General features: G+C 71.9%; 23 protein-coding genes. 14 read left to right on the top strand and 9 right to left on the bottom strand.

The window, feature by feature from the left end; genetic code table 11:
* Positions 1-5: 5 nt before the first annotated feature.
* A complete protein-coding gene (locus ACZ7P3_RS05795; protein ID WP_472079161.1) occupies positions 6-338 on the top strand; it encodes a plasmid stabilization protein in 333 nt (110 codons plus the stop codon).
* Between the two features lie 10 nt (positions 339-348).
* On the opposite strand, the gene ACZ7P3_RS05790 is transcribed toward ACZ7P3_RS05795, so the two are convergent.
* On the bottom strand, positions 349-645 hold the full coding sequence (locus ACZ7P3_RS05790) for a YciI family protein (protein ID WP_472079160.1): 297 nt from the start codon (positions 643-645) through the stop codon (positions 349-351).
* 60 nt (positions 646-705) lie between these two features.
* Between ACZ7P3_RS05790 and ACZ7P3_RS05785 the strand changes: the two genes are divergently transcribed.
* Positions 706-1,413 carry an endonuclease V gene (locus ACZ7P3_RS05785; protein ID WP_472079159.1) on the top strand — a complete coding sequence of 236 codons (708 nt, stop codon included), beginning with the start codon at positions 706-708 and terminating at the stop codon, positions 1,411-1,413.
* Here ACZ7P3_RS05785 and ACZ7P3_RS05780 read toward each other — a convergent pair.
* Together ACZ7P3_RS05780 and ACZ7P3_RS05775 are read right to left on the bottom strand one after the other, a co-directional pair.
* A complete protein-coding gene (locus ACZ7P3_RS05780; protein WP_472079158.1) occupies positions 1,377-1,565 on the bottom strand; it encodes a hypothetical protein in 189 nt (62 codons plus the stop codon). The two genes, ACZ7P3_RS05785 and ACZ7P3_RS05780, sit on opposite strands and share 37 nt — an antisense overlap.
* Before the next feature lie 140 nt (positions 1,566-1,705).
* Positions 1,706-2,896 (bottom strand): saccharopine dehydrogenase family protein, encoded by a 1,191-nt coding sequence (locus tag ACZ7P3_RS05775; protein ID WP_472079157.1) that lies wholly within the window; start codon positions 2,894-2,896, stop codon positions 1,706-1,708.
* Between the two features lie 202 nt (positions 2,897-3,098).
* On the opposite strand from ACZ7P3_RS05775, the gene ACZ7P3_RS05770 reads away from it, so the two are divergent.
* The 3 genes from ACZ7P3_RS05770 to ACZ7P3_RS05760 all read left to right on the top strand — a co-directional run bounded on the left by ACZ7P3_RS05770 (position 3,099) and on the right by ACZ7P3_RS05760 (position 7,772).
* Positions 3,099-4,259 carry a CaiB/BaiF CoA transferase family protein gene (locus ACZ7P3_RS05770; protein WP_472079156.1) on the top strand — a complete coding sequence of 387 codons (1,161 nt, stop codon included), beginning with the start codon at positions 3,099-3,101 and terminating at the stop codon, positions 4,257-4,259.
* A 73-nt stretch (positions 4,260-4,332) separates the two neighbouring features.
* Positions 4,333-5,547, top strand: coding sequence for an acetyl-CoA C-acetyltransferase (locus tag ACZ7P3_RS05765; RefSeq protein WP_472079155.1), 1,215 nt, complete (start codon positions 4,333-4,335; stop codon positions 5,545-5,547).
* A 41-nt stretch (positions 5,548-5,588) separates the two neighbouring features.
* Positions 5,589-7,772 (top strand): 3-hydroxyacyl-CoA dehydrogenase NAD-binding domain-containing protein, encoded by a 2,184-nt coding sequence (locus ACZ7P3_RS05760; RefSeq protein ID WP_472079154.1) that lies wholly within the window; start codon positions 5,589-5,591, stop codon positions 7,770-7,772.
* On the opposite strand, the gene ACZ7P3_RS05755 is transcribed toward ACZ7P3_RS05760, so the two are convergent.
* On the bottom strand, positions 7,758-8,468 hold the full coding sequence (locus ACZ7P3_RS05755) for a MerR family transcriptional regulator (protein WP_472079153.1): 711 nt from the start codon (positions 8,466-8,468) through the stop codon (positions 7,758-7,760). The genes ACZ7P3_RS05760 and ACZ7P3_RS05755 overlap by 15 nt on opposite strands.
* A 234-nt stretch (positions 8,469-8,702) precedes the next feature.
* Between ACZ7P3_RS05755 and ACZ7P3_RS05750 the strand changes: the two genes are divergently transcribed.
* Genes ACZ7P3_RS05750 through ACZ7P3_RS05740 form a run of 3 tightly spaced genes read left to right on the top strand, consistent with a single transcriptional unit; the run spans position 8,703 to position 11,622 of the window.
* The gene (locus tag ACZ7P3_RS05750) at positions 8,703-10,169 is read left to right on the top strand and encodes an amino acid permease (RefSeq protein ID WP_472079152.1); all 1,467 of its coding nucleotides are present in this window, start codon (positions 8,703-8,705) and stop codon (positions 10,167-10,169) included.
* 50 nt (positions 10,170-10,219) lie between these two features.
* The gene (locus ACZ7P3_RS05745) at positions 10,220-10,708 is read left to right on the top strand and encodes a macro domain-containing protein (protein WP_472079151.1); all 489 of its coding nucleotides are present in this window, start codon (positions 10,220-10,222) and stop codon (positions 10,706-10,708) included.
* Positions 10,705-11,622, top strand: a complete 918-nt coding sequence (locus ACZ7P3_RS05740; protein ID WP_472079150.1) for a PfkB family carbohydrate kinase — start codon at positions 10,705-10,707, stop codon at positions 11,620-11,622. Before ACZ7P3_RS05745 ends, ACZ7P3_RS05740 begins: the two co-directional genes overlap by 4 nt.
* Before the next feature lie 11 nt (positions 11,623-11,633).
* Here the strand turns inward: ACZ7P3_RS05740 and ACZ7P3_RS05735 are convergent, their stop codons facing one another.
* Positions 11,634-13,127, bottom strand: coding sequence for a M1 family metallopeptidase (locus tag ACZ7P3_RS05735; protein ID WP_472079149.1), 1,494 nt, complete (start codon positions 13,125-13,127; stop codon positions 11,634-11,636).
* 172 nt (positions 13,128-13,299) lie between these two features.
* Here ACZ7P3_RS05735 and ACZ7P3_RS05730 point away from each other — a divergent pair, with 172 nt between their 5' ends.
* Positions 13,300-15,261: a Xaa-Pro dipeptidyl-peptidase gene (locus tag ACZ7P3_RS05730; protein ID WP_472079148.1), complete on the top strand. Its 1,962-nt coding sequence runs from the start codon at positions 13,300-13,302 to the stop codon at positions 15,259-15,261.
* Between the two features lie 3 nt (positions 15,262-15,264).
* Here the strand turns inward: ACZ7P3_RS05730 and ACZ7P3_RS05725 are convergent, their stop codons facing one another.
* Complete coding sequence (locus tag ACZ7P3_RS05725; protein ID WP_472079434.1) at positions 15,265-16,179, bottom strand: FAD-dependent oxidoreductase; 915 nt, start codon at positions 16,177-16,179, stop codon at positions 15,265-15,267.
* Positions 16,180-16,269: 90 nt separating this feature from the next.
* Between ACZ7P3_RS05725 and ACZ7P3_RS05720 the strand changes: the two genes are divergently transcribed.
* Both ACZ7P3_RS05720 and ACZ7P3_RS05715 read left to right on the top strand, forming a co-directional pair.
* A complete protein-coding gene (locus ACZ7P3_RS05720) occupies positions 16,270-17,310 on the top strand; it encodes an oxidoreductase (RefSeq protein WP_472079147.1) in 1,041 nt (346 codons plus the stop codon).
* 36 nt (positions 17,311-17,346) lie between these two features.
* The gene (locus ACZ7P3_RS05715; RefSeq protein ID WP_472079146.1) at positions 17,347-18,987 is read left to right on the top strand and encodes an ABC-F family ATP-binding cassette domain-containing protein; all 1,641 of its coding nucleotides are present in this window, start codon (positions 17,347-17,349) and stop codon (positions 18,985-18,987) included.
* 374 nt (positions 18,988-19,361) lie between these two features.
* Here ACZ7P3_RS05715 and ACZ7P3_RS05710 read toward each other — a convergent pair whose 3' ends face one another.
* Complete coding sequence (locus ACZ7P3_RS05710) at positions 19,362-21,827, bottom strand: Tex family protein (RefSeq protein WP_472079145.1); 2,466 nt, start codon at positions 21,825-21,827, stop codon at positions 19,362-19,364.
* Between the two features lie 224 nt (positions 21,828-22,051).
* On the opposite strand from ACZ7P3_RS05710, the gene ACZ7P3_RS05705 reads away from it, so the two are divergent.
* Entirely contained in the window at positions 22,052-23,011 is a 960-nt protein-coding gene (locus ACZ7P3_RS05705) for a GlxA family transcriptional regulator (protein WP_472079144.1), read from the top strand.
* A 46-nt stretch (positions 23,012-23,057) separates the two neighbouring features.
* A complete protein-coding gene (locus tag ACZ7P3_RS05700; RefSeq protein WP_472079143.1) occupies positions 23,058-23,693 on the top strand; it encodes a DJ-1/PfpI family protein in 636 nt (211 codons plus the stop codon).
* On the opposite strand, the gene ACZ7P3_RS05695 is transcribed toward ACZ7P3_RS05700, so the two are convergent.
* Positions 23,680-24,435 carry an enoyl-CoA hydratase/isomerase family protein gene (locus tag ACZ7P3_RS05695; RefSeq protein WP_472079141.1) on the bottom strand — a complete coding sequence of 252 codons (756 nt, stop codon included), beginning with the start codon at positions 24,433-24,435 and terminating at the stop codon, positions 23,680-23,682. The genes ACZ7P3_RS05700 and ACZ7P3_RS05695 overlap by 14 nt on opposite strands.
* Before the next feature lie 326 nt (positions 24,436-24,761).
* Here ACZ7P3_RS05695 and ACZ7P3_RS05690 point away from each other — a divergent pair, with 326 nt between their 5' ends.
* Entirely contained in the window at positions 24,762-25,256 is a 495-nt protein-coding gene (locus ACZ7P3_RS05690; RefSeq protein WP_472079432.1) for an ATP-binding protein, read from the top strand.
* A gap of 222 nt (positions 25,257-25,478) precedes the next feature.
* Here ACZ7P3_RS05690 and idi read toward each other — a convergent pair whose 3' ends face one another.
* Positions 25,479-26,072 carry an isopentenyl-diphosphate Delta-isomerase gene (gene idi / locus ACZ7P3_RS05685; RefSeq protein WP_472079140.1) on the bottom strand — a complete coding sequence of 198 codons (594 nt, stop codon included), beginning with the start codon at positions 26,070-26,072 and terminating at the stop codon, positions 25,479-25,481.
* Between the last annotated feature and the right edge of the window lie 219 nt (positions 26,073-26,291).

Below are 26,291 nucleotides of genomic sequence, written 5' to 3'. Positions count from 1 at the left end.
CGGTCATGCCACGCGGTTCCAGCCCCAAGCGGGAACGTCAGTACGAGCACATCAAGGAGAGCGCGCGGGAGCGGGGCGAGAGCCCGCAGCGTGCCGAGGAGATCGCCGCGCGGACGGTCAACAAGGAACGCGCCCGCTCCGGGGAGTCCAGGACCGCGAGCCGCAGTTCGATCCAGGACATGTCGTCCGGCGAGCGCGGCGGCAAGCGGTCGGGCAAGGGGTCCCAGGGCCCGACCTACGACCAGCTGTACAACGAGGCCAGGCAGCGCGGCATCGAGGGCCGTTCGGACATGAACAAGGCGCAGCTGCAGCGCGCGCTGAACGCCAGGAAGAGCTGACCCTCCCGGCTCAGCCCAGGGTCTGCCGGTGGCGTGCCAGCTCGGGGGCGGTCTTCGTGGCGACGAACTCCGTGACGCGGTACTCGCACACCCCGGCGGCCACGAACGGATCGCCCGCGACGACCTCCTCGATATGGGCACGGTCCCGCGCGACGGCCAGGATCACCCCGCCGTCGCGGGGGTTCTTGCGCCCGGAGGCCAGGAAGGAGCCCCTGTCGTACTGCTCTTCCAGCCAGGTCACGTGCGCCGGCAGAACGGCGTCCACGGCATCGAGCGGGGCGGTGTAGGTCAGCTCCAGTACGAACATGATCGCCGAGCCTACCCCGGCGCCCGCCGCGCCGTCCCCGGGCCGTACAGTCGGGGCACCATGACGACCGTAGGAGTGCCCGCGGACTGGCCCGCGACCGAGGAAGAGGCCCGCGCCGAACAGGACCGGTTGCGCGGGCAGGTGGTGCTCGACGAGCCGGGGCCACCGCCCGGGACGGGCCATGTCACCGGGGTCGACGTCGCCTACGACGACGAGCGCGACCTGGTCGCCGCGGCGGCCGTCGTCCTGGACGCGGCCACCCTCGAGGTCGTCGCGCAGACGACGGCCGTCGGCCGGATCTCGTTCCCGTACGTCCCGGGACTGCTCGCCTTCCGCGAGATCCCGACCGTCCGGGCCGCCCTGGACGCCCTGACCTGCCCGCCCGGTCTGGTGGTGTGCGACGGCTACGGACTGGCCCACCCGCGCCGCTTCGGCCTCGCCAGCCACCTCGGCGTGCTCACCGGCCTGCCGACCATCGGCGTCGCCAAGAACCCGTTCACCTTCACGTACGACGATCCCGGGCCCGGGCGGGGCAGCGCGGCACCGCTCCTCGCGGGGAGCGAGGAGGTCGGCAGCGCCCTGCGCACCCGGGACGGCGTCAAGCCGGTGTTCGTCTCCGTCGGCCACCGGGTGAGCCTGGACAACGCCCTCGCCCACACCCTGGCGCTGACCCCCGAGTTCCGGCTGCCGGAGACCACGCGCAGGGCGGACGCGCTGTGCCGGCAGGCGCTTCAGGAGGCCACGATCCGCCAGGCGCCGACCTCCTGATACCCCGAGTCGTGGACGGCCGAGCCGTCGCCCGGTTCGAGGGCGTAGTGGTGGAGACTGCCGCCCCAGTAGCGCAGGATCCGCCCCAGCTCGCCGGCCCGGTCCGCCGCCGACGCGCCCTCGTCCACGGTCACTTCCAGCACGAACTTCACGTCTGTTCCGCCTCCTTCTGCCGAGGCCTCAAGCGTCTCATTGACCTTCCCTGTGAAGCTTTTGAGCGCGTGGGCATCGGCATCCCGCCACTGCGGGTGCGAAAAGCCTCAAACGCAGGGGAAGGCGGTCGGTGGCGGTCCTACCCGGGGACCGCCCGTTCGGCCACCACCCGGAAGGTGATGCCCGCCGCGCGCAGTCGCTCGGTCAGCGCGTCGCCCATCGCGGTGGCCGTGGTGACCTGCCCGGCGGTCGGCGGCAGTTCGTCGAAGGCCAGGCCGAGGGCGGCCTCGGCGAACATCTTCGCCGTCTCGCCGTAGCCCGGGTCGCCGCCCGCGACCTCGGTGAAGACGCGCCGCCCGCCGCCCTCGCCGACGAAGCGCACCCGGAACCAGCTCTTGGCCCGCTTCTGGGGATCCGGCCCCTCGCCGGGGCTGAGCCGGTCCGACAACCAGCGCCGCGCGGGCGGCAGTTGGGCGGCGGCAGCGAGGGCGCCGATCGCGGCGACACCGCCGGCGGCGACCGGCAGACGCCTGACCGCCGCATAGTGCCGATAGCGGAAGTCGGGGCCGTACCGCTGGAGGGCCCTCGCCGACCGGCGCACGATCTGCGGGTCGATGGTGGGCAGCGGGAGCGCCCAGGCGCCCACCTCCTTGGCGAACCGCGGCACCCCCGCCGGTGCGGTCACCCGGCGTCCCGGCAGACGCGGCTCGTGGCGCCCGCGCTCGCGGGCCGCGGCCGCCAGCTGCCGGCCCCGCGCGAGCTGGTTCAGCGCCGACGCCAGCGTGCCCCCGGAGAAGGCCGCGTCGGCCGTCACGAACCCGTCCACCGTCAGTGGCACCCCCTGGGGCAGCTGCTTGACCGTGAAGTGCACGCCCAGGTCGTGCGGCACGGAGTCGAAGCCGCAGGCGTGCACCAGCCGGGCGCCCGTCTCACGCGCGCGTGCGTCGTGCCGGACGTACATCAGGTCCACGAACTCCGGCTCGCCGCAGAGGTCGAGGTAGTCGGCCCCGGTGTCCGCGCAGGCGGCGACGAGTTCCTCGCCGTAGGAGACGTACGGGCCCACCGTGGTCGCCACCACGCGCGCGTGCTCCGCGAGCGCACGCACGGTGGCCGGTTCACGGACGTCGGCCCGCAGCACCCCGATGCCGGGGGCGCCGGGCAGCCGCTCGCGCAGCTGCTCCAGCTTCCGTTCGTCACGGCCCGCGATCGCCCAGCGCAGACCCTCGGGAGCATGTGCGGCAAGGTACTCCGCCGTCAGGACACCGACGAAGCCGGTGGCTCCGAAGAGCACGATGTCGTAGGGACGGTCCGTCCTTTTCAGCCTGCTCATGACACCCCTTGCTCGTGCAGCCCGTGCCGCTGTCGGTGGCTGAGGCTAGCGTGAACGGTGCGTACCCCCGGACACGGTCCAGGCGGCCGGCCGGGCACTTGGCTAAGCGCTTGCTCGTTCAGGTCTTGTGTCCGGTGGAACGTGTTCTTAGCATCGCTGGTGTTACATCAGTTGTGTCACATGGGCTTGGGGGCAGGACGGCATGACGACGGCAGGGGCGCCGAGGACGTCGGGGCAGGGCCCGCTCAGCGGTGTGCGCGTGGTGGAGCTGGCCGGCATCGGCCCGGGCCCGTTCGCCGCCATGCTCCTCGCCGACCTGGGCGCCGACGTGGTCCGGGTGGACCGCCCGGGCGGCCCCGGCCTCGGGATCGACCCCGCCCACGACGTGACCAACCGCAACAAGCGCTCGGTCGTCGTCGACCTCAAGGCCCCGGACGGCCCCGCGCGCGTGCTGGACCTCGCCGAACGGGCCGACATCCTCATCGAGGGCTACCGCCCGGGGGTCGCCGAGCGGCTCGGCGTCGGCCCCGGCCAGTGCCACGCCCGCAACCCCCGTCTGGTCTACGGCCGGATGACCGGCTGGGGGCAGGACGGCCCCCTCGCCGACCGCGCGGGCCACGACGTGGCCTACATCGCCCTCACCGGCACCCTCGGCATGATCGGCCGCCCGGACGAGCCCCCGGCCGTCCCCGCCAACCTCCTCGGCGACTACGCGGGCGGCTCCCTCTACCTGGTCGTCGGCGTCCTCGCGGCCCTGCACCACGCGCGGGCCACCGGCACCGGGCAGATCGTGGACGCGGCCATCGTGGACGGCACCGCGCACCTGTCCGCGATGATCCACGGCATGCTGGCCGCCGGCGGCTGGCAGGACCGGCGCGGCGCCAACCTCCTGGACGGCGGCTGCCCGTACTACGGCACCTACGAGACCGCCGACGGCGGGTACATGGCGGTCGGCGCCCTGGAGACGCGGTTCTACGAGGAGTTCCTGCACCTGCTCGGCCTGGCCGACCTGGCCCCGGCCCACAAGGACTGGACCCGCTGGGGCGAGCTGCGCGAACGCGTCGCCGCCCGCTTCAAGTCCCGTACCCGGGACGAGTGGACGGCTCGCTTCGAGGGCTCCGACGCCTGCGTGGCCCCCGTTCTGTCCCTGGCCGAGGCCCCGCACCACCCGCATCTGGCCGCCCGCGGCACCTTCACCGACCACGGCGGCATCACCCAGCCGGCCCCCGCCCCCCGCTTCTCCGCGACCCCCACCACCGTCCGCACCGGCCCTGCCCTGCCGGGCGCCGACACCGGGACGGTGGCGCGCGACTGGGGCATACCTGACCTCGAGAACGACGACCTCGTCACAGAAGGCGACTGACTCCGACCGCCTGACGACCGCCGGCCCCCGGCGACCGGCTTCCGCCCGGCCCACCCTCCCGAAAGGCACCCCAGTGAGCACCGAAGCGTACGTGTACGACGCGATCCGCACCCCGCGCGGCCGCGGCAAGGCGAACGGCGCCCTGCACGGCACGAAGCCCATCGACCTGGTCGTCGGCCTCATCCACGAGATCCGCGACCGCTTCCCGGGCCTCGACCCGGCCGCGGTCGACGACATCGTGCTCGGCGTCGTCGGACCGGTCGGCGATCAGGGCTCCGACATCGCCCGGATCGCCGCGATCGCCGCCGGACTGCCGGACACGGTCGCGGGCGTCCAGGAGAACCGCTTCTGTGCCTCCGGCCTGGAGGCCGTCAACCTGGCCGCCGTCAAGGTCCGCTCGGGCTGGGAGGACCTGGTGCTGGCCGGCGGCGTGGAGTCGATGTCCCGCGTGCCGATGGCCTCGGACGGTGGCGCCTGGTTCAACGACCCGATGACGAACCTGGCGGTCAACTTCGTGCCGCAGGGCATCGGCGCCGACCTCATCGCCACGATCGAGGGCTTCTCCCGGCGTGACGTGGACGAGTACGCGGCCCTGTCCCAGGAGCGCGCCGCCACCGCCTGGAAGGAGGGCCGCTTCGACCGCTCCGTGGTCCCCGTCAAGGACCGCAGCGGCCTGGTCGTCCTGGACCACGACGAGCACCCGCGTCCCGGCACCACGGCCGACTCCCTCGCGAAGCTCAAGCCGTCGTTCGCCGACATCGGCGAACTGGGCGGCTTCGACGCGGTCGCACTGCAGAAGTACCACTGGGTGGAGAAGATCGACCACGTCCACCACGCGGGCAACTCCTCCGGCATCGTGGACGGCGCCTCGCTGGTCGCGATCGGCTCCAGGGAGGTCGGCGAGCGCTACGGCCTCACCCCGCGCGCGCGGATCGTCTCCGCCGCCGTCTCCGGATCCGAGCCCACCATCATGCTCACCGGCCCGGCCCCCGCCACCCGCAAGGCGCTCGCCAAGGCCGGGCTGACCATCGACGACATCGACCTGGTCGAGATCAACGAGGCGTTCGCCGCAGTCGTGCTGCGCTTCGTCAAGGACATGGGCCTCACCCTGGACAAGGTCAACGTCAACGGCGGTGCCATCGCCCTGGGTCACCCGCTCGGCGCGACCGGCGCGATGATCCTCGGTTCGCTCATCGACGAACTGGAACGCCAGGACAAGCGGTACGGCCTCGCCACCCTGTGCGTGGGCGGCGGCATGGGCATCGCCACCATCATCGAGCGCATCTGAACTCCCCGCGGAATCACGAGACCTCAACGGAGACGACTGTCATGACCGAGAGCACCACCATCCGCTGGGAGCAGGACGACACCGGTGTCGTCACCCTCGTCCTCGACGACCCCGACCAGTCCGCGAACACCATGAACCAGGCGTTCCGCGACTCCCTCGCCACGATCACCGACCGGCTCGAAGCCGAGCAGGACTCCGTCCGCGGCATCATCTTCACCTCCGCCAAGAAGACCTTCTTCGCGGGCGGCGACCTGCGCGACCTGATCCGGGTCACCCCGGAGACGGCCCAGGAGCTGTTCGACGGCGGCCTCGCCATCAAGCGCAACCTGCGCCGCATCGAGACCCTCGGCAAGCCGGTCGTCGCCGCGATCAACGGCGCCGCCCTCGGAGGCGGCTTCGAACTCGCCCTCGCCTGCCACCACCGGGTCGCCCTCGACACCTCCGGCACCAAGATCGGCTGCCCCGAGGTCACCCTCGGCCTGCTCCCCGGCGGCGGCGGAGTCGTCCGCACCGTGCGCCTGCTGGGCATCGCCGACGCCCTGCTGAAGGTGCTCCTCCAGGGCCAGCAGTACAACGCCCGGCGCGCCCAGGAGAACGGCCTCGTCCACGAGGTCGCCGCCACGCCCGAGGACATGCTCGCCAAGGCCCGCGCCTTCATCGACGCCAACCCCGAGTCGCAGCAACCCTGGGACAAGCCCGGCTACAGGATTCCGGGGGGTACGCCGGCCAACCCCAAGTTCGCCGCCAACCTGCCCGCCTTCCCGGCCACCCTGCGCAAGCAGACGGGCGGCGCGCCCTACCCGGCCCCGCGCAACATTCTCGCCGCGGCCGTCGAGGGCTCCCAGGTCGACTTCGAGACCGCTCAGGTCATCGAGGCCCGCTACTTCGTGGAGCTGGCCGCAGGGCAGACCTCCAAGAACATGATCCAGGCGTTCTTCTTCGACCTCCAGGCCGTCAACTCCGGCGCCAACCGCCCCCAGGGCATCGAGCCCCGCCCGGTCCGCAAGGTCGCCGTCCTCGGCGCCGGCATGATGGGCGCCGGCATCGCCTACTCGTGCGCCCGCGCGGGCATCGACGTCGTCCTCAAGGACGTCTCCGCGGAGGCGGCCGCCAAGGGCAAGGGCTATTCCGAGAAGCTGTGCGCCAAGGCCGTCGCCAAGGGCCGCACCAGCCAGGAGAAGGCGGACGCGCTGCTCGCCCGCATCACCCCCACCGCCGAGGCCGCCGACCTCGCGGGCTGCGACGCGGTCATCGAGGCCGTCTTCGAGGACACGGCTCTCAAGCACAAGGTCTTCCAGGAGATCGAGTCCGTCGTGGCGCCGGACGCGCTGCTGTGCTCCAACACCTCCACCCTGCCCATCACCGCCCTCGCCGAGGGGGTGGAGCGCCAGACCGACTTCATCGGACTGCACTTCTTCTCGCCCGTCGACAAGATGCCGCTGGTCGAGATCATCAAGGGCGAGCGCACCGGCGACGAGGCCCTCGCCCGGGCCTTCGACCTGGTCCGGCAGATCAACAAGACGCCGATCGTGGTCAACGACTCGCGCGGCTTCTTCACCTCCCGGGTGATCGGCCACTTCATCAACGAGGGCGTCGCCATGGTCGGCGAGGGCATCGAGCCCGCCTCCGTGGAGCAGGCGGCCGCCCAGGCCGGCTACCCGGCCAAGGTGCTCTCCCTGATGGACGAGCTGACCCTCACCCTCCCGCGCAAGATCCGGGGCGAGTCGAAGCGGGCCGTCGAGGAGGCGGGCGGCACCTGGACCGCGCACCCGGCGGAGGCGGTCGTCGACCGGCTGGTCGACGAGTTCGGCCGCACCGGCCGCAGCGGCGGCGCCGGCTTCTACGACTACACGGAGGACGGCAAGCGCGCGGGGCTGTGGCCGGGCCTGCGCGAGCACTTCACCGAGCCGGGGTACGAGATCCCGTTCCGGGACATGCAGGAGCGGATGCTCTTCTCCGAGGCGCTCGACACCGTGCGGCTCGTGGAAGAGGGCGTGCTGACCTCGGTCGCCGACGCCAACATCGGCTCGGTCTTCGGTATCGGCTTCCCCGGCTGGACCGGCGGTGTCCTCCAGTACGTCAACGGCTACGAAGGCGGCCTGCCCGGATTCGTGGCCCGCGCGCGGGAACTCGCCGAGCGGTACGGCGAGCGCTTCGTCCCGCCGGCGCTCCTGGTGGAGAAGGCGGAGCGCGGGGAGCCGTTCAGCGACTCAGTCCGTTCCTGACCCGGTGAGCCACTCGCTCAGCTCTTCCCGCAGCGAGCGCTGGAACGTCGTCAGCAGCGCCTGCACCACCAAGGGGTGCATGTGCGCGGACAGGGACTTCACGTCCCGGGCGTCACGCTCCGCCACCTCGCCGCGGAAGAGCTGAGCGAGCTCATGGGCCGCGGCGCGCGAGTGCTCGATGAGCACCTTGCGCGCCGCGAGGATCGCATCCTGCGACAGCGGTACGTCGAGGAGCCGGACACCGAGCCGGAGCATTCCGGAGTCGACACGGAACGTGTCCTCCCCGTCCCCCTGCTCGACCACGCCCATCGCCGCCAGCCGCTCGATGTCCTCGGCGACCAGCGGGCGCCCCGCCCGCCGCTCCAGGTCCCGGCGGGACACCGTCTCCCTCAGGTCCGGCGCCCACGACGCGACCACCGCGCGGTGGATCGCCAGGTCGTGCGGGGTGAGGTCCGGCGGCAGCTGCCCCAGGTACCGCTCGATCCCGGCGAGCGTCAGGCCCTGCCGCTGCAGCTCCTCGATGAGGGCCAGCCGCGCCACGTGCCCGGGCCCGTAGCGGCCCACCCGGCGCGGACCGATCTCCGGCGGCGGCAGAAGACCCTTGCTGCCGTAGAAGCGGACGGTGCGGACCGTGACGCCGGCCCGGGCGGCCAGCTCGTCGATGGTGAGGGTCGGCTCCTCGGCATCGGTCGTCATGTGCAGCAGTATCGCTGTCTCACCAATGGTGTGAAACCCATGTTGAACATCGTGTGAACTCTGTATGGATCATGTGAGAAGTAACGCTCTGTGACGTGGGCCACCGCGTATTCGGCGATCTCTCTGGGAAGGTGCTGTCTCGGTCTGTGCCGCGACACTCAGGGTGGTGCGGGCCGGACCTGTACGGACACCCGGGCCCACGAGGTCCGGGCGCACCAGGAAATGGACATCCCCGTGAGCAACGAAGCCGTGGAATCGGCCCAGGCCGCCGCACGTGCGCAGACGGCCCAGACGCCCGCGGACGCGGGCGACGCCGGTTACAGCAAGGACCTCAAGGCCCGTCACGTCAACATGATCGCCATCGGCGGCGCCATCGGCACCGGCCTCCTCCTGGGGGCCGGCGGCCGACTGCACAACGCCGGCCCGGCGCTCGCCCTGGCCTACCTGGTCTGCGGCGTCTTCGCCTTCTTCGTGGTCCGGGCCCTGGGTGAGCTGGTCCTGTACCGGCCGTCCTCCGGTTCCTTCGTGTCGTACGCGCGCGAGTTCCTCGGTGAGAAGGGTGCCTACGTCGCCGGCTGGATGTACTTCCTGAACTGGTCGACCACCGGCATCGCCGACATCACCGCGATCGCGCTCTACACGCACTACTGGAGCATGTTCACGTCCATCCCGCAGTGGGTGCTGGCGCTGATCGCCCTCGCGGTGGTCCTCGCCGTGAACCTGATCTCGGTGAAGATCTTCGGCGAGATGGAGTTCTGGTTCGCGATCATCAAGGTCGCCACCATCGTCGGCTTCATGCTGATCGGCATCTTCCTGCTCGCCACCCAGCACAAGGTCGACGGCCACACCCCCGGCCTGGGCATGGTCACCGACCACGGCGGCTTCTTCCCGCACGGCATGATGCCGGTCGTTCTCGTCATGCAGGGCGTGATCTTCGCCTACGCCGCCCTGGAGCTGGTCGGCGTCGCCGCCGGCGAGACCGCCGAGCCCGAGAAGGTCGTCCCGCGCGCGGTGAACTCGATCATGTGGCGCGTGGGCCTGTTCTACGTCGGCTCGGTCGTGCTGCTCGCCCTGCTGCTCCCCGGCTCGGTGTACTCCGCCGACCAGAGCCCGTTCGTGACGGTCCTGTCGAAGATCGGCGTCCCCGCGGCCGGCGACGTGATGAACCTGGTCGTGCTCACCGCCGCCATGTCCTCGCTCAACTCCGGCCTGTACTCCACCGGCCGTATCCTGCGCTCGATGGCCATGGCGGGCTCGGCCCCGAAGTTCACCGCCCGCATGAACCGCAGCCAGGTCCCCTACGGCGGCATCCTGCTGACCTGTGCGGTCTGCGTGCTCGGCGTCGGCCTGAACTACCTGATGCCCAGCCAGGCCTTCGAGATCGTGCTGAACATCGCCTCGCTCGGCATCATCAGCACCTGGGTGATCATCATGCTCTGCCACATGATCTTCGTCCGGCGGGCCCGCGCGGGCCTGGCCACCCGGCCGCACTTCCGTCTGAAGGGCAGCCCGGTCACGGAGATCGCCACGATCACCTTCCTGCTGGTCTGCCTCGGCATGATGTGGAACGACCCGGAGGTCGGTCGCAAGACCCTGCTGCTCATCCCGGTTCTCGCCGTGCTGCTGGTCGCCGGCTGGTTCGGCGTGCGCCGCCGCGTCTCCCGCAACGCCGACAAGGAACTGACAGAGCTGTCGCGATGACGGAATAGCAGCTCAACGCCACTGTCAGTGGCATCGCCTACGGTGGCGTCATGTCGGAGATCACATATGTCCGGGGTGATGCCACCGTGCCGTCGGTCAAGGGCGCCAAGGTGATCGCCCATGTCTGCAACGACATCGGGGGCTGGGGGAAGGGCTTCGTCCTGGCGCTCTCGCGCCGCTGGCCGGAGCCGGAGGCCGCGTACCGCGCCTGGCACCGCGGCCGCGCGAAGAACGACTTCGGCCTGGGCGCCGTCCAGCTCGTCGAGGTCGATCGCCATGTGTGGGTGGCCAACCTGGTCGGCCAGCGCGGCACCCGCACGGGCAGCAAGGGGGTACCCGTCCGCTACGAGGCGATCGACACCGCCCTCGGCCGCCTCGCGGACGAAGTGATCGAACTCGGCGCGTCCGTGCACATGCCCCGCATAGGCTGCGGTCTGGCGGGCGGCAGGTGGTCCCGCACAGAGCCGCTCGTCACCGAGCGGCTGGTGAAGCGCGGGATCGCGGTGACGGTGTACGACCACGGGGAGGGCGGGGGATGACGGCACAGGAGGACGCGATCGACGTCCTGGTGCTGGGCGGAGCCGGGGTGGACACGATCGTCCGGGTCCCCGAGCTGCCGCTGCCGTACGCCGACAGCTACATGATCGACTCCGGGATCCGCACCCGCGCAGGGCAGACCGGCGACTTCGTCGCCCTGGGACTGGCCGCGCTCGGCCTGCGCACCCACCACCTCGACCTGCTCGGCGACGACCCCGAGGGCGACCTCGTCCGCGCCCTGCACCGGGAGCGCGGCATCGGCCTCACCGCACTTCCGCAGCCCGCCGGGACCAGGCGCGCGGTCAACCTCGTCGGCCCGGACGGCCGGCGGCTCTCCCTCTACGACACCAGCCGCACCCGCCCCGACGACCGCTTCCCCGAGGAGACCCTGCGGCCGCTGGCCGCGGCGAGCCGGCACATCCACGTCACCATCACCCAGCCCTGCGTCCACGCCCTGCCCGTGCTGGTCGAGTCGGGCGTGCCCCTCTCCACCGACCTGCACGACTGGGACGGGGAGAACCCGTACCACGAGCCGTTCGCCCTCGCGGCGGACGTCGTCTTCCTCTCCACGGCCGCGCTGACCGATCCGGAGCGGACCATGCGGCGCATCGCCGGGCGGGGCCGGGCGGGGACCGTCGTCGCGACCGCCGGTGCCGAGGGCGCGTATCTGCTGGCCGCCGGCGAACTGACCCGCATACCGGCGGCGGTCCCGCCCGCGCCGGTGGTCGACTCCAACGGCGCGGGCGACGCCTTCGCCGCCGCGTTCCTCTACGGCCGCCTCAGCGGCGAGCCGCCCCGGCGGTGCGCCCGTTACGGCGCGGTCGCCGGGGCGTACGCCTGCACGGTCCCGGCCACCCGCTCGACGGCGATGGGCCGGGACGACCTGCTCCGGCAGGCGGCGGCAGCGAGACCCTGAGGCGCGCGCCCTCAGTGCCCGTGCGCGTCGTTCGCCGCCTCGATCTTCTTCCACGACTTCGGCTGCACGACGGTCGTGCCCGCCTTCGCCAGGGACGCCGCACGGGCCGCCGACGCGGCCGGCTTGGACGGCTGGAACAGCCAGGTGTCGAACAGCCCGGCCAGCGGCTTGCCGGACACCTGCTCCGCGTACCTCTCGAAGTCGGCCACCGAGGCGTTGCCGTACGCGTGCGTCTTCGGCCAGCCCTTCAGGATGCGGAAGAAGGCGTCGTCGCCGACCTCTGTGCGCAGCGCCTGGATGGCGGCGGCGCCCCGGTCGTAGACCGCGTCGTCGAACTGGTCGTCCGGGCCCGGGTCACCGGGCTTGACCGTCCAGAACGGGTCGTCCGCCGGGTGCGAGGCGTACACGTAGTCGGCGAGTTCCTGCGCGGTGCCCTCGCCCTCGTGCTCGGACCACAGCCACTGTGCGTACGTGGCGAAGCCCTCGTTGAGCCAGATGTCCTTCCAGCCCTTCACCGACACGTCGTCGCCGTACCACTGGTGGGCCAGCTCGTGCACGACCACCGAGGTGTTGGTGCCCTTCGCGAACTGCTTCGGGCTGTAGTAGACCCGGCTCTGGGTCTCCAGCGCGTACCCGGTGGTGGTGTTCGGCACGTACCCGCCCGCCGTGCTGAACGGATACGGCCCGAAGTAGCCGCTCAGCCAGTCCACGATCTCCCCGGTGCGCTCCACGCTCGCCCGCGCGGCCCCGTCGTTGTCGCCGAGGTCCTTGCTGTAGGCGTTGATGACCGGTACACCGCCGTCGGAGGTGCCGGTGGTGATGTCGAACCTGCCGACGGCGAGCGTGGAGAGATAGGTCGCCTGGGGCGTGTTCTGCCGCCAGCTGTAGCGGGTCCAGCCCAGCTTCGAACTGGTCGACTGCAGCGTGCCGTTGGAGATGGCCTGGGTGCCGTCCGGCACGGCCACGGACACGTCGTAGGTGGCCTTGTCGCTGGGGTGGTCGTTGCTCGGGAACCACCACCAGGCGGCCTCGGGCTCATCGGCGGCCACCGCGCCGTCCGGCGTGCGGTGCCAGGCGTTGAAGCCGTACGCGCTCTTCGTCGAGGGCACACCGCTGTAGCGGACCACGACCGTGATCGGGGTGCCCTTCGCCAGCGGGGTCTTCGGGGTGATGACCAGTTCGTGCTGACCCGAATGCGTGAACGCGGCCTCGGCGCCGTTGACCCGCACCTCGCTCACGTCCAGCAGGAAGTCCAGGTCGAAGCTGGACAGGTCCTGCGTGGTCCTCGCCAGGACGGTGGCCGTGCCCTGCAGCTCGTCCGTCTTCGGCTGGTACTGCAGCCTCAGGTCGTAGTGCGAGACGTCGTAGCCGCCGTTGCCGTAGTACGGGTAGTAGGGGTCGCCGATGCCCGGCGCGCCAGGGGTGTAGCTCGCGGCCGATGCCGGGATCGCCAGCAGGAGGGAGGCCGCCGCGAGTGCCCCCGGCGCAATGATTCTGCGGTGCACGTCAGCTCCAAGTCGTCGGGACAGGAAGTCTGTTCGGAGCCTATTCAGTCCCTGTGGCCACTGGCCTGTCCATGGTGCCTGCTGTCACATGATCGCCATTCAGCCGTCATGAGCCACCCGGGGCTCCTTGTGTCCTCTTCTGCACGGGAGTTGACCGGAGTAGCGTCCGCGCATGCCGAAAAGCACACCGATGCGCATGCGCTTCACGATCTGGAGAACGCTCGCGACCGCGGCCGTCACCGCTCTGGCGGCCGCCCTCCTCGTCCCGTCCGCCGCACAGGCCGCACCCCGTGAGAGCCGGCCCGTCTACTCGTACGCACACGCCGTCCGCGAGGCGGTCTGGGTGGACACCGGCCTCGACGGCGACGGCGACGGCAGGACGGACCGCGTCGCCGCCGACATCGTCCGGCCCTCCGAACCGGCCCGCCAGGGCCACAAGGTGCCGGTCATCATGGACGCCAGCCCGTACTACTCCTGCTGCGGGCGCGGCAACGAGAGCCAGCTCAAGACGTACGACGCACAGGGCCGTGTCGTCCAGATGCCGCTGTTCTACGACAACTACTTCGTGCCCCGCGGCTATGCCGTCGTCGGCGTCGACCTGGCCGGCACCAACCGCTCCGACGGCTGCGTCGACGTCGGCGGCCGCTCCGACATCCAGTCCGCGAAGGCGGTCATCGACTGGCTGGGCGGACGTGCCAAGGCCTACACGACCCGCACCGGCACGAAGACCGTCGAGGCGAGCTGGACCGACGGCAGAACCGGCATGATCGGCAAGAGCTGGGACGCCACGATCGCCAACGGTGTCGCGGCCACCGGGGTCAAGGGCCTGAAGACGATCGTCCCGATCAGCGGCATCTCCTCCTGGTACGACTACTACTTCGCCCAGGGCGCCCCGCTGTACGACGGCGGCCCCGACGAGCTGGCCGGCTACGTCGAGAGCGGCGACGCCGCGGCCCACTGCGCGGCCGTCCACAAGAAGCTCTCCGACGGCAGCCCGCGCAGCGGCGACTGGACATCGCTGTGGACCGAGCGGGACTACGTCAAGGACGCGGCCAAGGTCCGCGCCAGCGTCTTCCTGGTGCACGGCATGCAGGACCTCAACGTGCGCACCAAGCACTTCGGCCAGTGGTGGGACGCCCTCGCCCGGCACGGTGTCGAGCGCAAGATCTGGCTCTCCCAGACCGGGCACGTCGATCCCTTCGACTACCGGCGCGGCGCCTGGGTCGACACCCTGCACCGCTGGTTCGACCACGAACTCCTCGGCTACGACAACGGCATCGACCACGAGCCGATGGCCGACATCGAACGCCACCCCGACCAGTGGGTCACCTCCACGGCCTGGCCGCCGCACGACACCCGCACCACCACGCTCCGCCCGGCCCCCGGAGTCACGCCCGGCGTCGGCACGCTCGGCCTCGGCCCGGCCACCGGCACCGAGACCTTCACCGACGACCCGAAGCTGAGCGAGACCGACTGGGCCGCCCACCTCACCACCCCCACCCCGGAGAAGGCCGGCTTCCTCACCGCACCCCTCACCCGTGACCTGCGCCTGTCCGGCTCCTCCACGGTGACCGTGACCGCCACGCCCAGCACCGCCTCGGCCCACCTGTCCGCCGTCCTCGTGGATGTCGGCCCCGACACCATCCGCGACTACGCCGACGGCGGCGAGGGCATCACCACCCTCACCGACCGCAGCTGCTGGGGCGAGAGCACGGCCGGGGACAGCGCCTGCTTCAAGAAGACCGGGGCGAAGACGACCGCCGTCGACGACACGGTGCTCAGCCGCGGCTGGGCCGACCTCGGCCACTATGCCTCGCTCGGCCACGGCGTCCCGCTCACCCCGGGCAAGGCGTACACGATGACCCTCTCCCTGGCGGCGACCGACCACGTCGTCCCCAAGGGCCACCGGCTGGCACTGATCGTCGCCGGCACGGACAAGGACCTCATCGACCCGCCGTCCACCAAGCCGACCCTCACCCTGGACCTGTCCCGTACGACGGCCAGGATCCCGCTGGTCGGCGGCACAGCGGCGTTCGCCCGGGCCACGTCCGGCAGCGCGTCCGCCGCTCCCGGGGCGGAGATCCTGGACGGCGTCCGCGCACCGCGTGCCGCCCGGCACATCCCGGCGAGCTGACGCTCAGGCGGCCGGGTGAGCCAGCCCGGCCGCCACACGGGCACAGCCCCAGGCCACCGTGACCCCGGCCCCGCCGTGCCCGTAGTTGTGCACCAGCGCCCGTCCGTCCGGCAGCGGCTGCCGTTCCAGCCGTACGGCGGGCCGGGCGGGCCGCAGCCCCACCCGGTGCGCCAGTACCCGGGCCCCGCCGATCTCCGGCCGGACCGCCGCGCACCGCGCGACGATCGCCGCGGCCGTGGCGGGATCAGGCTCCAGGGACCAGGCGTCCTCCTCCGCCGTACCGCCCAGCAGCAGGCCGCCCGGCTGGGGGATGAAGTATGTCGAGGCACCGTCGGACCCGCCGACGGACGTGCACCACGTGGTGATCCCCGGATTCTCCACCACGACCAGCTGCCCGCGCACCGGACGCACCGCCGGATCCGGCACCAGCGAACGTGCTCCCAGTCCCGTGCAGTTGACCACGACACGGGCGGGCACGGCGGCCAGATCCGTCACCTCGCGCTCCTCGACCGTGCCTCCCGCCTGCGCGAACCGCCCGTGCAGCCACGCCAGATGGACGGGCATGTCGATCACCGGCAGCCGTGCCGCCAGCCCGCCGGGCACCGCCCGCAGCCCCGGCACCCGGCCCGCCCACGCACCCAGCTCGTCCAGCCGAGGCCCCTGGTGTACACCCTCGACCAGGCGTACGCCCGACTCCTTCGGGCGGGCCGACAGCTCCTCGTACACACCGAGGGATTCCAGCGCCCACACACCCACCAGCGGCTCGGGCTCGATCCGGTACGGCCACCACAGCCCGCCGGCGACCGCCGAGGTCGTGTGTTCGGCGGGCTCCCGCGCCCACACCCGCACCCGCCGCCCGGACTCGGCCAGCACCACGGCCGTCGTCAGCCCGACGACCCCGCCACCGACCACGATCACCGCGTCTTCCGACTCGTGCTCCACGCCAGGACGCTAACGGAATATGTCATGCCGCGCTCACATCGATCCCGATGTGGGGATACTCACAGCATGTCTGCCGCATACGCGACCTTCGGCCTGGCACCGGCGACACGCGCCGGCGGTGTCCTCGCCGACGGCGGCTACCAGGTCCACCGCGACTTCGTGGACTTCATCGTCGACGGCCGCCCCCTGCTGTTCCAGCTGTCCGACCTGGACGCCGTCTCACCGCTCGCCTCCGACATCCCGCCCGCCATCTTCACCGCACAGGTGCGCGCCCTGCTCCTCCAGGCCCGTCCCCCGCTCCCGGACGGCCGGTTCGTGATCTACGGCTGCCCCGAGTGCGCGGACCTGGCCTGCGGTGCGGTCACCGCCGTCATCGAGCAGGACGGCGACGACTACATCTGGCGGGACTTCGCCTGGCAGACCGACGAACACGCCGACCTGGAGCTCAACGGCTACCGCGGCATAGGCCCGTTCCGCTTCCACGGCCCCGAGTACCGCACCGCGCTGGCCGCCCTGATCGAGGACACCGAGGGCCCGCCGGCCCCCCGTCGCCGGGTACTGCTGATCGGCGCCCGCGTCGCCGTCCTCGCCCGACTGGCCGCCGCCCTGCGCACGATCGGCATAGGCGCCGACATCACCCAGGACGCCCGTGCCGTCCCCGCCGAGGAGCTGGTCGGCTACGGCGCCGTCGCCTTCGGGCGGGCCGTCGGCGAGCCCGAACGGGCCGCCGTGCGAGAGGCGTTCGAGCGGGCCGGGGTCGAGGTCGCCTATGTGGACGGCCTGGCCCCGATCGTGCCGCTGCTCGTCGCGCAGATCGAGCACGCTCTGGACCGCAGCGCGCTCGGACAGCGCCGGCTGACCGGACTGGTGGCCGCAGGCGGCGAGGCGGACATCGAGGTGACCTCCCCGTGCCGGGTGCAGGTCATCGCGTACCGCATCGACCGGCTCTACCGCACCCACACCCAGGAGGTCTTCGACGGCCTTCTGGAACCCGGCCGGCACCGCATCCCCCTGGGCCCGAAGGCGGTCAAGGGGGAGTCGTTCGTCGTGGCCCGGACCTCCGGGAGCGTGCTGGTGGAGCCGGTGGGCCGAGGGAATCCCGGCTGAGCCCCGGGCGTGCGGAGCATTAGGATCGGCCTCCTGATGACTGCCACCCTCGTCGCCAAGAACCTCGCCGCCGGCCACGGCGACCGCTCCCTCTTCGCCGGACTCGACCTCGTCGTCGCGCCCGGCGACGTGATCGGGCTGGTCGGCGCCAACGGCGCGGGCAAGTCCACCCTGCTGCGCCTGCTCGCCGGACTGATCCCGCCCGAAGAGGGCGAGCTGCGGCTGTCCCCGCCGACCGCGGCCGTCGGCCATCTGCCCCAGGAGCCCGAGCGCAGGCCGGGGGAGACCGTCCGGGCGTTCCTGGCCCGCCGCACCGGCGTGGCCGAGGCACAGCGCGTGATGGACGAGGCCACGCAGGCGCTGGTCGACGGCGCGCCCGGCGCCGACGACGCCTACGCGGCGAGCCTGGAGCGCTGGCTGGACCTGGGCGGCGCGGACCTGGAGGAGCGCGCGGAGGAGATCGCCGACTCCCTCGGCCTCTCGGTCGGCCTGGACCAGCCGATGACCTCCCTCTCCGGCGGCCAGGCGGCCCGCGCCGGCCTCGCCTCCCTGCTCCTGTCCCGCTACGACGTCTTCCTCCTGGACGAGCCCACCAACGATCTGGACCTGGACGGCCTGGAGCGCCTGGAGCGCTTCGTCACCGGCCTGCGCGCGGGCACGGTCGTCGTCAGCCACGACCGCGAGTTCCTCACCCGTACGGTCACCAAGATCCTCGAACTCGACCTCGCCCAGCGGCAGATCAACCTCTACGGCGGCGGCTACGAGGCCTATCTGGAGGAGCGCGAGGTCGCCCGCCGGCACGCCCGTGACGACTACGAGGAGTACGCCGACAAGAGGGCGGCCCTCCAGGACCGGGCCCAGACGCAGCGGTCCTGGATGGACAAGGGCGTGAAGAACGCCCGGCGCAAGGCCGGCAACGACAACGACAAGATCGGCCGCAAGTTCCGCAGCGAGGCCAGCGAGAAACAGGCCGCCAAGGCCCGGCAGACCCAGCGCATGATCGAGCGCCTGGAGGTGGTCGAGGAGCCGCGCAAGGAGTGGGACCTGCACATGGAGATCGCGGGTGCGCCGCGCTCCGGTGCCGTGGTCGCGACCCTGCGCGACGCCGAGGTCCGGCGCGCTGACTTCACCCTCGGGCCGGTCAGCCTGCAGATCGACTGGGCGGACCGGGTCGCGGTGACCGGAGCCAACGGTGCCGGCAAGTCCACCCTGCTCGGCGCGCTGCTCGGCCGGGTCCCGCTCGACGCCGGACACGCCGCTCTCGGCTCCGGCGTCCTGGTGGGGGAGGTCGACCAGGCCCGCAAGCTGTTCCACGGCCCCGAGTCGCTGCTCGACGCCTTCTGCGCGGCCGTCCCCGACACCGAGCCGGTCGAGGTCCGCACCCTGCTGGCCAAGTTCGGCCTGAAGTCGGAGCACGTCCTGCGCCCGGCCGCGACCCTCTCCCCGGGTGAACGCACCCGAGCCGCGCTGGCGTTGCTCCAGGGCCGGGGAGTGAACCTCCTCATCCTGGACGAGCCGACGAACCACCTCGACCTGCCCGCGATCGAGCAGCTGGAGTCGGCCCTCGACTCCTACGAGGGCACCCTGCTCCTCGTCACCCACGACCGGCGCATGCTGGACGCGGTCCGGGTGACCCGGCGCCTGGAGGTCTCGGACGGCAAGGTGACCGAGCGCTAGGCCGCCCCGGCCGGGGGCGCCCCGCGACGCGGGACACCCCAAAAACACCCGAGACACCCTCACGGACGCGCGGGACACCCCCGCGGACATGCAAGGCACCCTCACGGACGCGCGGGGCCCCTGACGGACATGCGGGACATCCCACGGGCAGTAAGGCTCTGACGGGCGGCACCGGCGTCGATCCCGCGGTTCCGGCCTGGGCGTCGCCCCGCGACACCGCCGTAGGCGGTCGAGGCCGGGCGGCGGCGCCCACCCCCGGGCCCGGTGGGCCGTAGGGGTGGGCGAACCGGCCGGGGTCCGGGGCGGGGCCCCTTGGCGGTTGCTCTCAGCTCAGTGGGACGAGTGGGCGGGCGGGAGACAACGCGGCCCCGGCCTCAGCCCCGTCCCCCGCGCTTGGGATCGAGCAACCCCGCGCGCCGCAACGCATCAGCCATCGCGCTGTTGGCAGGCGCAGCCGCCTGCCGCCCGCCACGCTCACTCCCACCACGGCCCTGCCGCTGCTGCTGTCCCTGGCCCTGTCCTTGCCGCTGCTGCCCCTGGCCCTGCCCTTGCCGCTGCCCCTGTCCTTGCCGCTGCTGAGGCGGCCGGGCACCGCCCCCACGCTGCTGCCGGCCACCTCCCTGGCCCTGCCCCTGCGCCGCGGCCTCGTCGTCCAGCCGCAGCGTCAGCGCGATCCGCTTACGCGGAATGTCCACATCGAGCACCTTGACCTTGACGATGTCCCCGGGCTTCGCCACATCCCGCGGGTCCTTGACGAACGTCTTCGACATCGCGGAGACGTGCACCAGCCCGTCCTGGTGGACACCGATGTCCACGAACGCCCCGAAGGCCGCCACGTTCGTGACCACACCCTCCAGCACCATCCCGGCGGACAGGTCGGAGATCTTCTCCACACCCTCCTTGAAGGTGGCCGTCTTGAAGGCGGGACGAGGGTCACGCCCCGGCTTCTCCAGCTCCTTGAGGATGTCGGTGACCGTCGGCAGACCGAACGTCTCGTCCACGTACTCCGTCGGCCGCAGCGAGCGCAGCACACCGGTGTTGCCGATGAGCGAGGCGACCTCCTGCCCCGTCGTCTTCACCATGCGCCGCACCACCGGATACGCCTCCGGGTGCACACTGGAGGCATCCAGCGGGTCCTCGCCGTCCCGGATCCGCAGGAAGCCCGCGCACTGCTCGTACGCCTTCGGACCGAGCCGTGCCACCTTCTTCAGCGCGGAGCGCGAGGTGAACGGCCCGTTCGCGTCCCGGTGCGACACGATGTTCTCGGCGAGCCCGGACGAGATGCCCGACACCCGCGAAAGCAGCGGCACGGAGGCGGTGTTGACGTCCACGCCGACGCCGTTCACACAGTCCTCGACGACCGCGTCCAGCGAGCGGGACAGCTTCACCTCGGACAGGTCGTGCTGGTACTGGCCGACACCGATCGACTTCGGGTCGATCTTCACCAGCTCGGCCAGCGGGTCCTGCAGCCGGCGGGCGATGGAGACCGCGCCGCGCAGCGACACGTCCATGTCGGGCAGTTCCTGCGAGGCGTACTGCGAGGCCGAGTACACGGAGGCGCCCGCCTCGGACACCATCACCTTGGTGAGCTTCAGCTCCGGGTGCTTGGAGATGAGTTCACCGGCGAGCTTGTCGGTCTCCCGGGAGGCCGTCCCGTTGCCGATCGCGACCAGCTCGACCGCGTGCTCCTTCGCCAGCCGCGCGAGCTTGGCGACGGCCTCGTCCCACTTGTTGGCCGGGACGTGCGGGTAGATGACGTCCGTGGCGACGACCTTGCCGGTGGCGTCGACCACCGCGACCTTCACGCCCGTACGGAAACCGGGGTCCAGGCCCAGCGTGGCGCGCGTGCCGGCCGGCGCGGCCAGCAGCAGGTCCCTGAGGTTCGCCGCGAACACATTGACCGCCTCGTCCTCGGCCGCCGTACGCAGCCGAAGGCGCAGGTCGATGCCGAGGTGCACCAGGATGCGGGTGCGCCAGGCCCAGCGGACCGTGTCCTTCAGCCACTTGTCGGCGGGGCGGCCCCGGTCGGCGATCCCGAAGCGGTGCGCGATGATTCCCTCGTACGAGGACGAAACCGAGGCGGACTCGGCAGGCTCCTCCGGCTCCAGGACGAGGTCCAGGACCTCCTCCTTCTCGCCGCGCAGCATCGCCAGGATGCGGTGGGAGGGCAGCTCGGTGAACGGCTCGGCGAAGTCGAAGTAGTCAGCGAACTTGGCGCCCGCCTCCTCCTTGCCCTCCCGCACCTTCGCGGCCAGCCGCCCGCGCACCCACATGCGCTCGCGCACCTCGCCGATCAGGTCGGCGTCCTCCGAGAACCGCTCGGTGAGGATGGCCCGCGCTCCGTCCAGCGCGGCCTGCGGATCGGCGACGCCCTTGTCGGCGTCCACGAACGCGGCAGCGGCGGCGAGGGGTTCCACGCCCGAGTCGCCCAGCAGCCCCTCGGCCAGCGGCTCCAGCCCGGCCTCGCGCGCGATCTGCGCCTTCGTCCGCCGCTTGGGCTTGTAGGGCAGGTAGATGTCCTCCAGCCGCGCCTTGGTCTCGGCGCCCCGGATCTGCGCCTCCAGCTCCTCGGTGAGCTTGCCCTGCTCGCGCACCGACTCCAGGATCGCGGTCCGCCGCTCCTCCAGCTCCCGCAGATAGCGCAGCCGTTCCTCGAGCGTGCGCAGCTGCGCGTCGTCGAGCATTTCGGTCGCTTCCTTGCGGTAGCGGGCGATGAAGGGCACCGTCGAACCGCCGTCGAGCAGCTCCACCGCGGCCTTCACCTGCCGCTCCCGTACGCCGAGTTCCTCGGCGATCCTGCCTTCGATGGACCCTACGTCAACTGACCCGGGTGTCGTCACGATCCCGTACCGCCTTCTCCACTGAGGTTGCGCGGCAATTGTGGCAGGTGACACCGACAACCGGGGATCAGGGCGCCCCGGCGGGCCGCCGTGCCGCGTGGCGTCCCGGACACCGTACGGGGCACCGCGCCCGACCGGCCGCCCGCGCGGCCCCGCGGTCCATGGCAGAAAAGGTGGGAAATTCGTCATTGCGGCCAAGGCCGGACGCGCGAAGAATCGAAGACATGCCGCAGCGAACGCTCCTCTTCGTCCTCTTCGACGGTGTGCAGAGCCTCGACGTCACCGGGCCCCTCGAGGTGTTCGCCGGTGCCGAGCAGCACACGCCCGGGGCGTACCGGATCCGCACGGCCTCCCTGGACGGCGGCCCCGTGCGCACCTCCAGCGGTCTGACCCTCGTACCGGACGGGGCCCTCGCGCAGGCGGCCGACCCGCACACCCTGCTGGTGCCGGGCGGTCAGGGCACCGGCAGCCCCGAGCCACGGCTGACCGAGTGGCTGCGCACGCACGGCCCGCGCGCGCGGCGCCTCGTCTCCGTCTGCACCGGGTCGATGCTGCTCGCGGCCGCGGGTCTGCTCGACGGCCGCCGGGCGACGACCCACTGGGCCTACTGCGACACGCTCGCCCGCGACCATCCGGCCGTGGAGGTGGACCCCGCGCCGATCTACGTCCGTGACGGGGAGGTCTCCACCTCGGCGGGCGTGACCTCCGGCATCGACCTCGCCCTGGCCCTCGTCGAGGAGGACCTGGGCCGGGACGTGGCGCTCGGCGTCGCCCGCCACCTGGTGGTCTTCCTGCGCCGGCCCGGCAACCAGGCGCAGTTCAGCGCCCAGCTCGCCGTCCAGACCGCGCAGCGCGAACCCCTCCGGGAGGTACAGCAGTGGATCACCGAGCACCCCGCCGGTGACCTGAGCGTCGAGGCGCTCGCCGCCCGCGTCCGGCTCTCGCCGCGCCACTTCGCCCGCGCCTTCCGCGAGGAGACCGGCACGACGCCCGGCCGCTACGTCGACCGCGTACGCCTCGAACACGCCCGCCGGCTGCTGGAGGACACGTCCGACGGCGTCGAGGAGGTCTCCCGCGCCAGCGGCTACGGCACCCCCGAGGCCATGCGGCGCGCCTTCCTCAGGTCGCTCGGCACCCCGCCCGCGGAGTACCGCAGGCGCTTCCGACCGGCATCCGCCCACTGAACCGGCCGCACACCCGGCCGGCACCCGAACACCGAAAGGGAGCCGTATGCACATCGCCATGGTCGTCTACGACCGCTTCACCGCCCTGGACGTCGTGGGGCCCTATGAGATCCTCAGCCGGCTCCCGGACGTCCGGGTCGACTTCGTCGCCGAGCGGCCCGGCCCCGTCCGCACCGACACGGGCTTCCTGGCCGTCACCGCGGACAAGGACTTCGGCCAGGTGACGAGCCCCGACATCGTCGTGGTCTCCGGCGGCCCCGGCACCACCGAGCAGCTGGAGAACCCCGCCCTGCTCGACTGGCTGCGCGCGGTCGACACGACGACCACCTGGACGACCTCGGTCTGCTCGGGCTCGCTGCTGCTCGCCGCCGCCGGTCTGCTCAAGGGCCGGCGCGCCACCAGCCACTGGGCCGCCCTGCACGTGCTGACGCAGTTCGGCGCCGAACCGACGGGCGAGCGGGTCGTCACCGACGGCAAGTACGTCACCGCCGCAGGCGTCTCCTCGGGGATCGACATGGGGCTCACCCTGGTCGGCCGGATCGCGGGCGACGAACACGCCCAGGCCGTCCAGCTGCTGACCGAGTACGACCCGCAGCCGCCGTACGACGCCGGCTCCCCGCACAAAGCGCCCGCACACCTGGTCGAGGAGCTCCGCGGGCAGAGCCGCTTCAGTCTGACGTAGTCACGTTCCAGGTGAAGCGCGGCTGCCTGCGCTCCAGGAAGGCGGCGACCCCCTCCGCGGTGTCGCCGCTGCCGCGCGCCTGTTCCGTCCAGTGGGCGTCCCGGTCCGTGCGGCCGTTCGCGAACTCCTTCGCGGCGGCCTGGGTCAGCTGCGAACGGGACACCAGGATCCGGGTCAGCTCGGCGACCCGCTTGTCCAGTTCACCCTCGGGCAGCAGCTCGTCCACCAGCCCGGTGCGCAGGGCCCGCGCGGCATCGATCAGCTCCGCCGTGAACAGCAGGTACTTGGCGGTGGCCGGCCCCACCAGCGACACCAGCCGTCGGGTGGACGAGGCCGGATACACGATCCCGAGCTTCGCCGGTGTCACCCCGAACAGCGCACCCTCCTCGGCCAGCCGCAGATCGCAGGCCGCCGCGAGCTGGGACCCGCCGCCCACACAGTGGCCCCGCACCGCGGCGAGCGTCGGCTTCGGAAACGCGGCGAGGGCCTCCTCCGCCGCCACGGCCAGCCCCTGCGCCTCGGCGGCCGACCCCTGAAGGGTGGAGATGTCCGCCCCCGCACAGAAGGTGGCGCCCTCGCCGGTCAGCACGAGCGCCCGTACTCCGGGGTCACCCGCCAGTTCGTCCAGCAGCGGCGGCAGGGCCCGCCACATCGCCGCCGTCATGGCGTTGCGCTTGGCCGGATGCCGGATGACCACGGTGGCGACCGAATCGACGACCCGGTGCGAGAGCTGGGGATCCATGCGCCGGATGCTATCGGGGGAGCGCCCGCCGGAAGCGGGGGGTCGTCCCGGACCGGGTGGCCGCGGGCATATGGCGGCCGGTCGTGACCCCACGGCGAAGCCGCGCAGCGCTGCGGCCCTGCTGTCCCAGGAGTTTTCCCACAACCCGAATAGTTCGCGAACCGGCGTCAGGGAGCCAGGAACAGTCCCACAACTGCCCTTGTCATACGCACCCGGTCGGAAGCGCTCGATAACTGCTGACTTCTGGTCAGTCATGGGGAGCGGAGCGCATTGTTACCAACACTCGACGTGTGGTGACAATCGAGCGCGAGGGTGGCGACCGGACGATGGACAACCACGGGCGCGGGGACGGCCCGCGCCCAGCGGGGGGCGCCGGACGGCTGCCCGATCCACTGCCGTACGAGGGAGTCTGGCGGTTCACGGCGCCCGCCGTGGACGCCTCGGTACCGCAGGCCCGGCATGCCGTACGGGACCTGCTGCTGCGTCAGGGCGTACCGGTCTCCGACGACCTGGTGTACGGCCTGCTGCTGATCGTCTCCGAGCTGGTCACGAACGCGGTCAGGCATGCGGCGCTGCTGTCGCCGATGCTCGCCGTGGAGGTGGCCGTCGGTGCCGAGTGGGTGCGGGTGTCGGTGGAGGACAACCATCCCTACCGCCCGACCGCCCTGGAGGCCGATCACGGCCAGACCGGCGGCCGGGGGCTGCTCCTGGTGCGTGAGGTGGCCAGGGAGGCGGGCGGGGCGGTCGACGTGGAGCACACGGCCGGCGGCGGGAAGGTGATCTGGGCCGCCCTGCCGCTCAAGCCGGCGATCCTGTCGTAAGGACACGCCCTTGCCGCAAGGACACGCCTCTGTCGCAAGGGCACGTCTCTGCCGTATGGACGTGCCTCTGCCGTATGGACGCGACTCTGTCGGTGAGGGCGTGCACCTGCCGTAGGGACGCGGCCCCGTGGCCGTAGGGACGCAGCCCCGTCGTGACGGCGTGCCCATGCCGTAAGAGGTCGTGCGGTGCCGCTGGAGCGAGTGGGCGGGCGGAGACGGGGCCTACCAGCCCGCGGACTCGCCCGTCAGCTCCCTGATCGCCGGACGCGCGGCGTCCAGCACGGTCATGAACCACGCCGAGAACGGGTCCTGCGCGTGCCGCTGGGTCAGCTCGGCCGCCGTCACGTACGCGGTCGCCTCGACCTCCTGCGCGTCCGGCGCGAGCGGAGCCTGTACCAGGCCGACGAACAGGTGGTTGTACTCCTGCTCGACCAGGCCGGAAGCCGGGTCCGGGTGGTTGTAGCGGACCGTGCCCGCCTCCGCCAGCAGCGACGGCGACACGCCCAGCTCCTCGTACGTGCGCCGGGCCGCCGCCGCGAAGGGCGCCTCGCCGGGGTAGGGGTGGCCGCAGCAGGTGTTGGACCACACACCGGGGGAGTGGTACTTGCCGAGCGCCCGCTGCTGGAGCAGCAGCCGGCCCTGCTCGTCGAAGAGGAACACCGAGAACGCCCGGTGCAGCTGTCCCGGCGGCTGATGCGCGGCGAGCTTCTCCGCGGTGCCGATCGTCACGCCCTTCTCGTCGACAAGTTCCAGCAAGATCGCCTCTGCGGTGCCGTTCGACGAGCTGTGTGTCTCGGTGGCAGGTGTGATCGGCATACCCATCCTTAGCCTCGGTCTTCGCACCCCAAGTCTGCCGTACGAATCCGGCACTCCCGGCACTTCCCGGCACGTCCGCATGTCCTGACCGGGGCGGCACCGCAGTGGGACCCGGTAGGTCATCGTGCCCGGCGCCCCTGGCCGGGAACCGTCCGGGGCCCTCGCACAAGATTGCGGACGGTCAATCGCCGTCGGCCGATTGCTGGTGGTCGACAACTG

The organism is Streptomyces sp. NPDC107581 (genome assembly GCF_055657175.1).
Note: the sequence above shows the minus strand (reverse complement) of the source record. Positions and strands in the feature narration are given on the sequence as shown.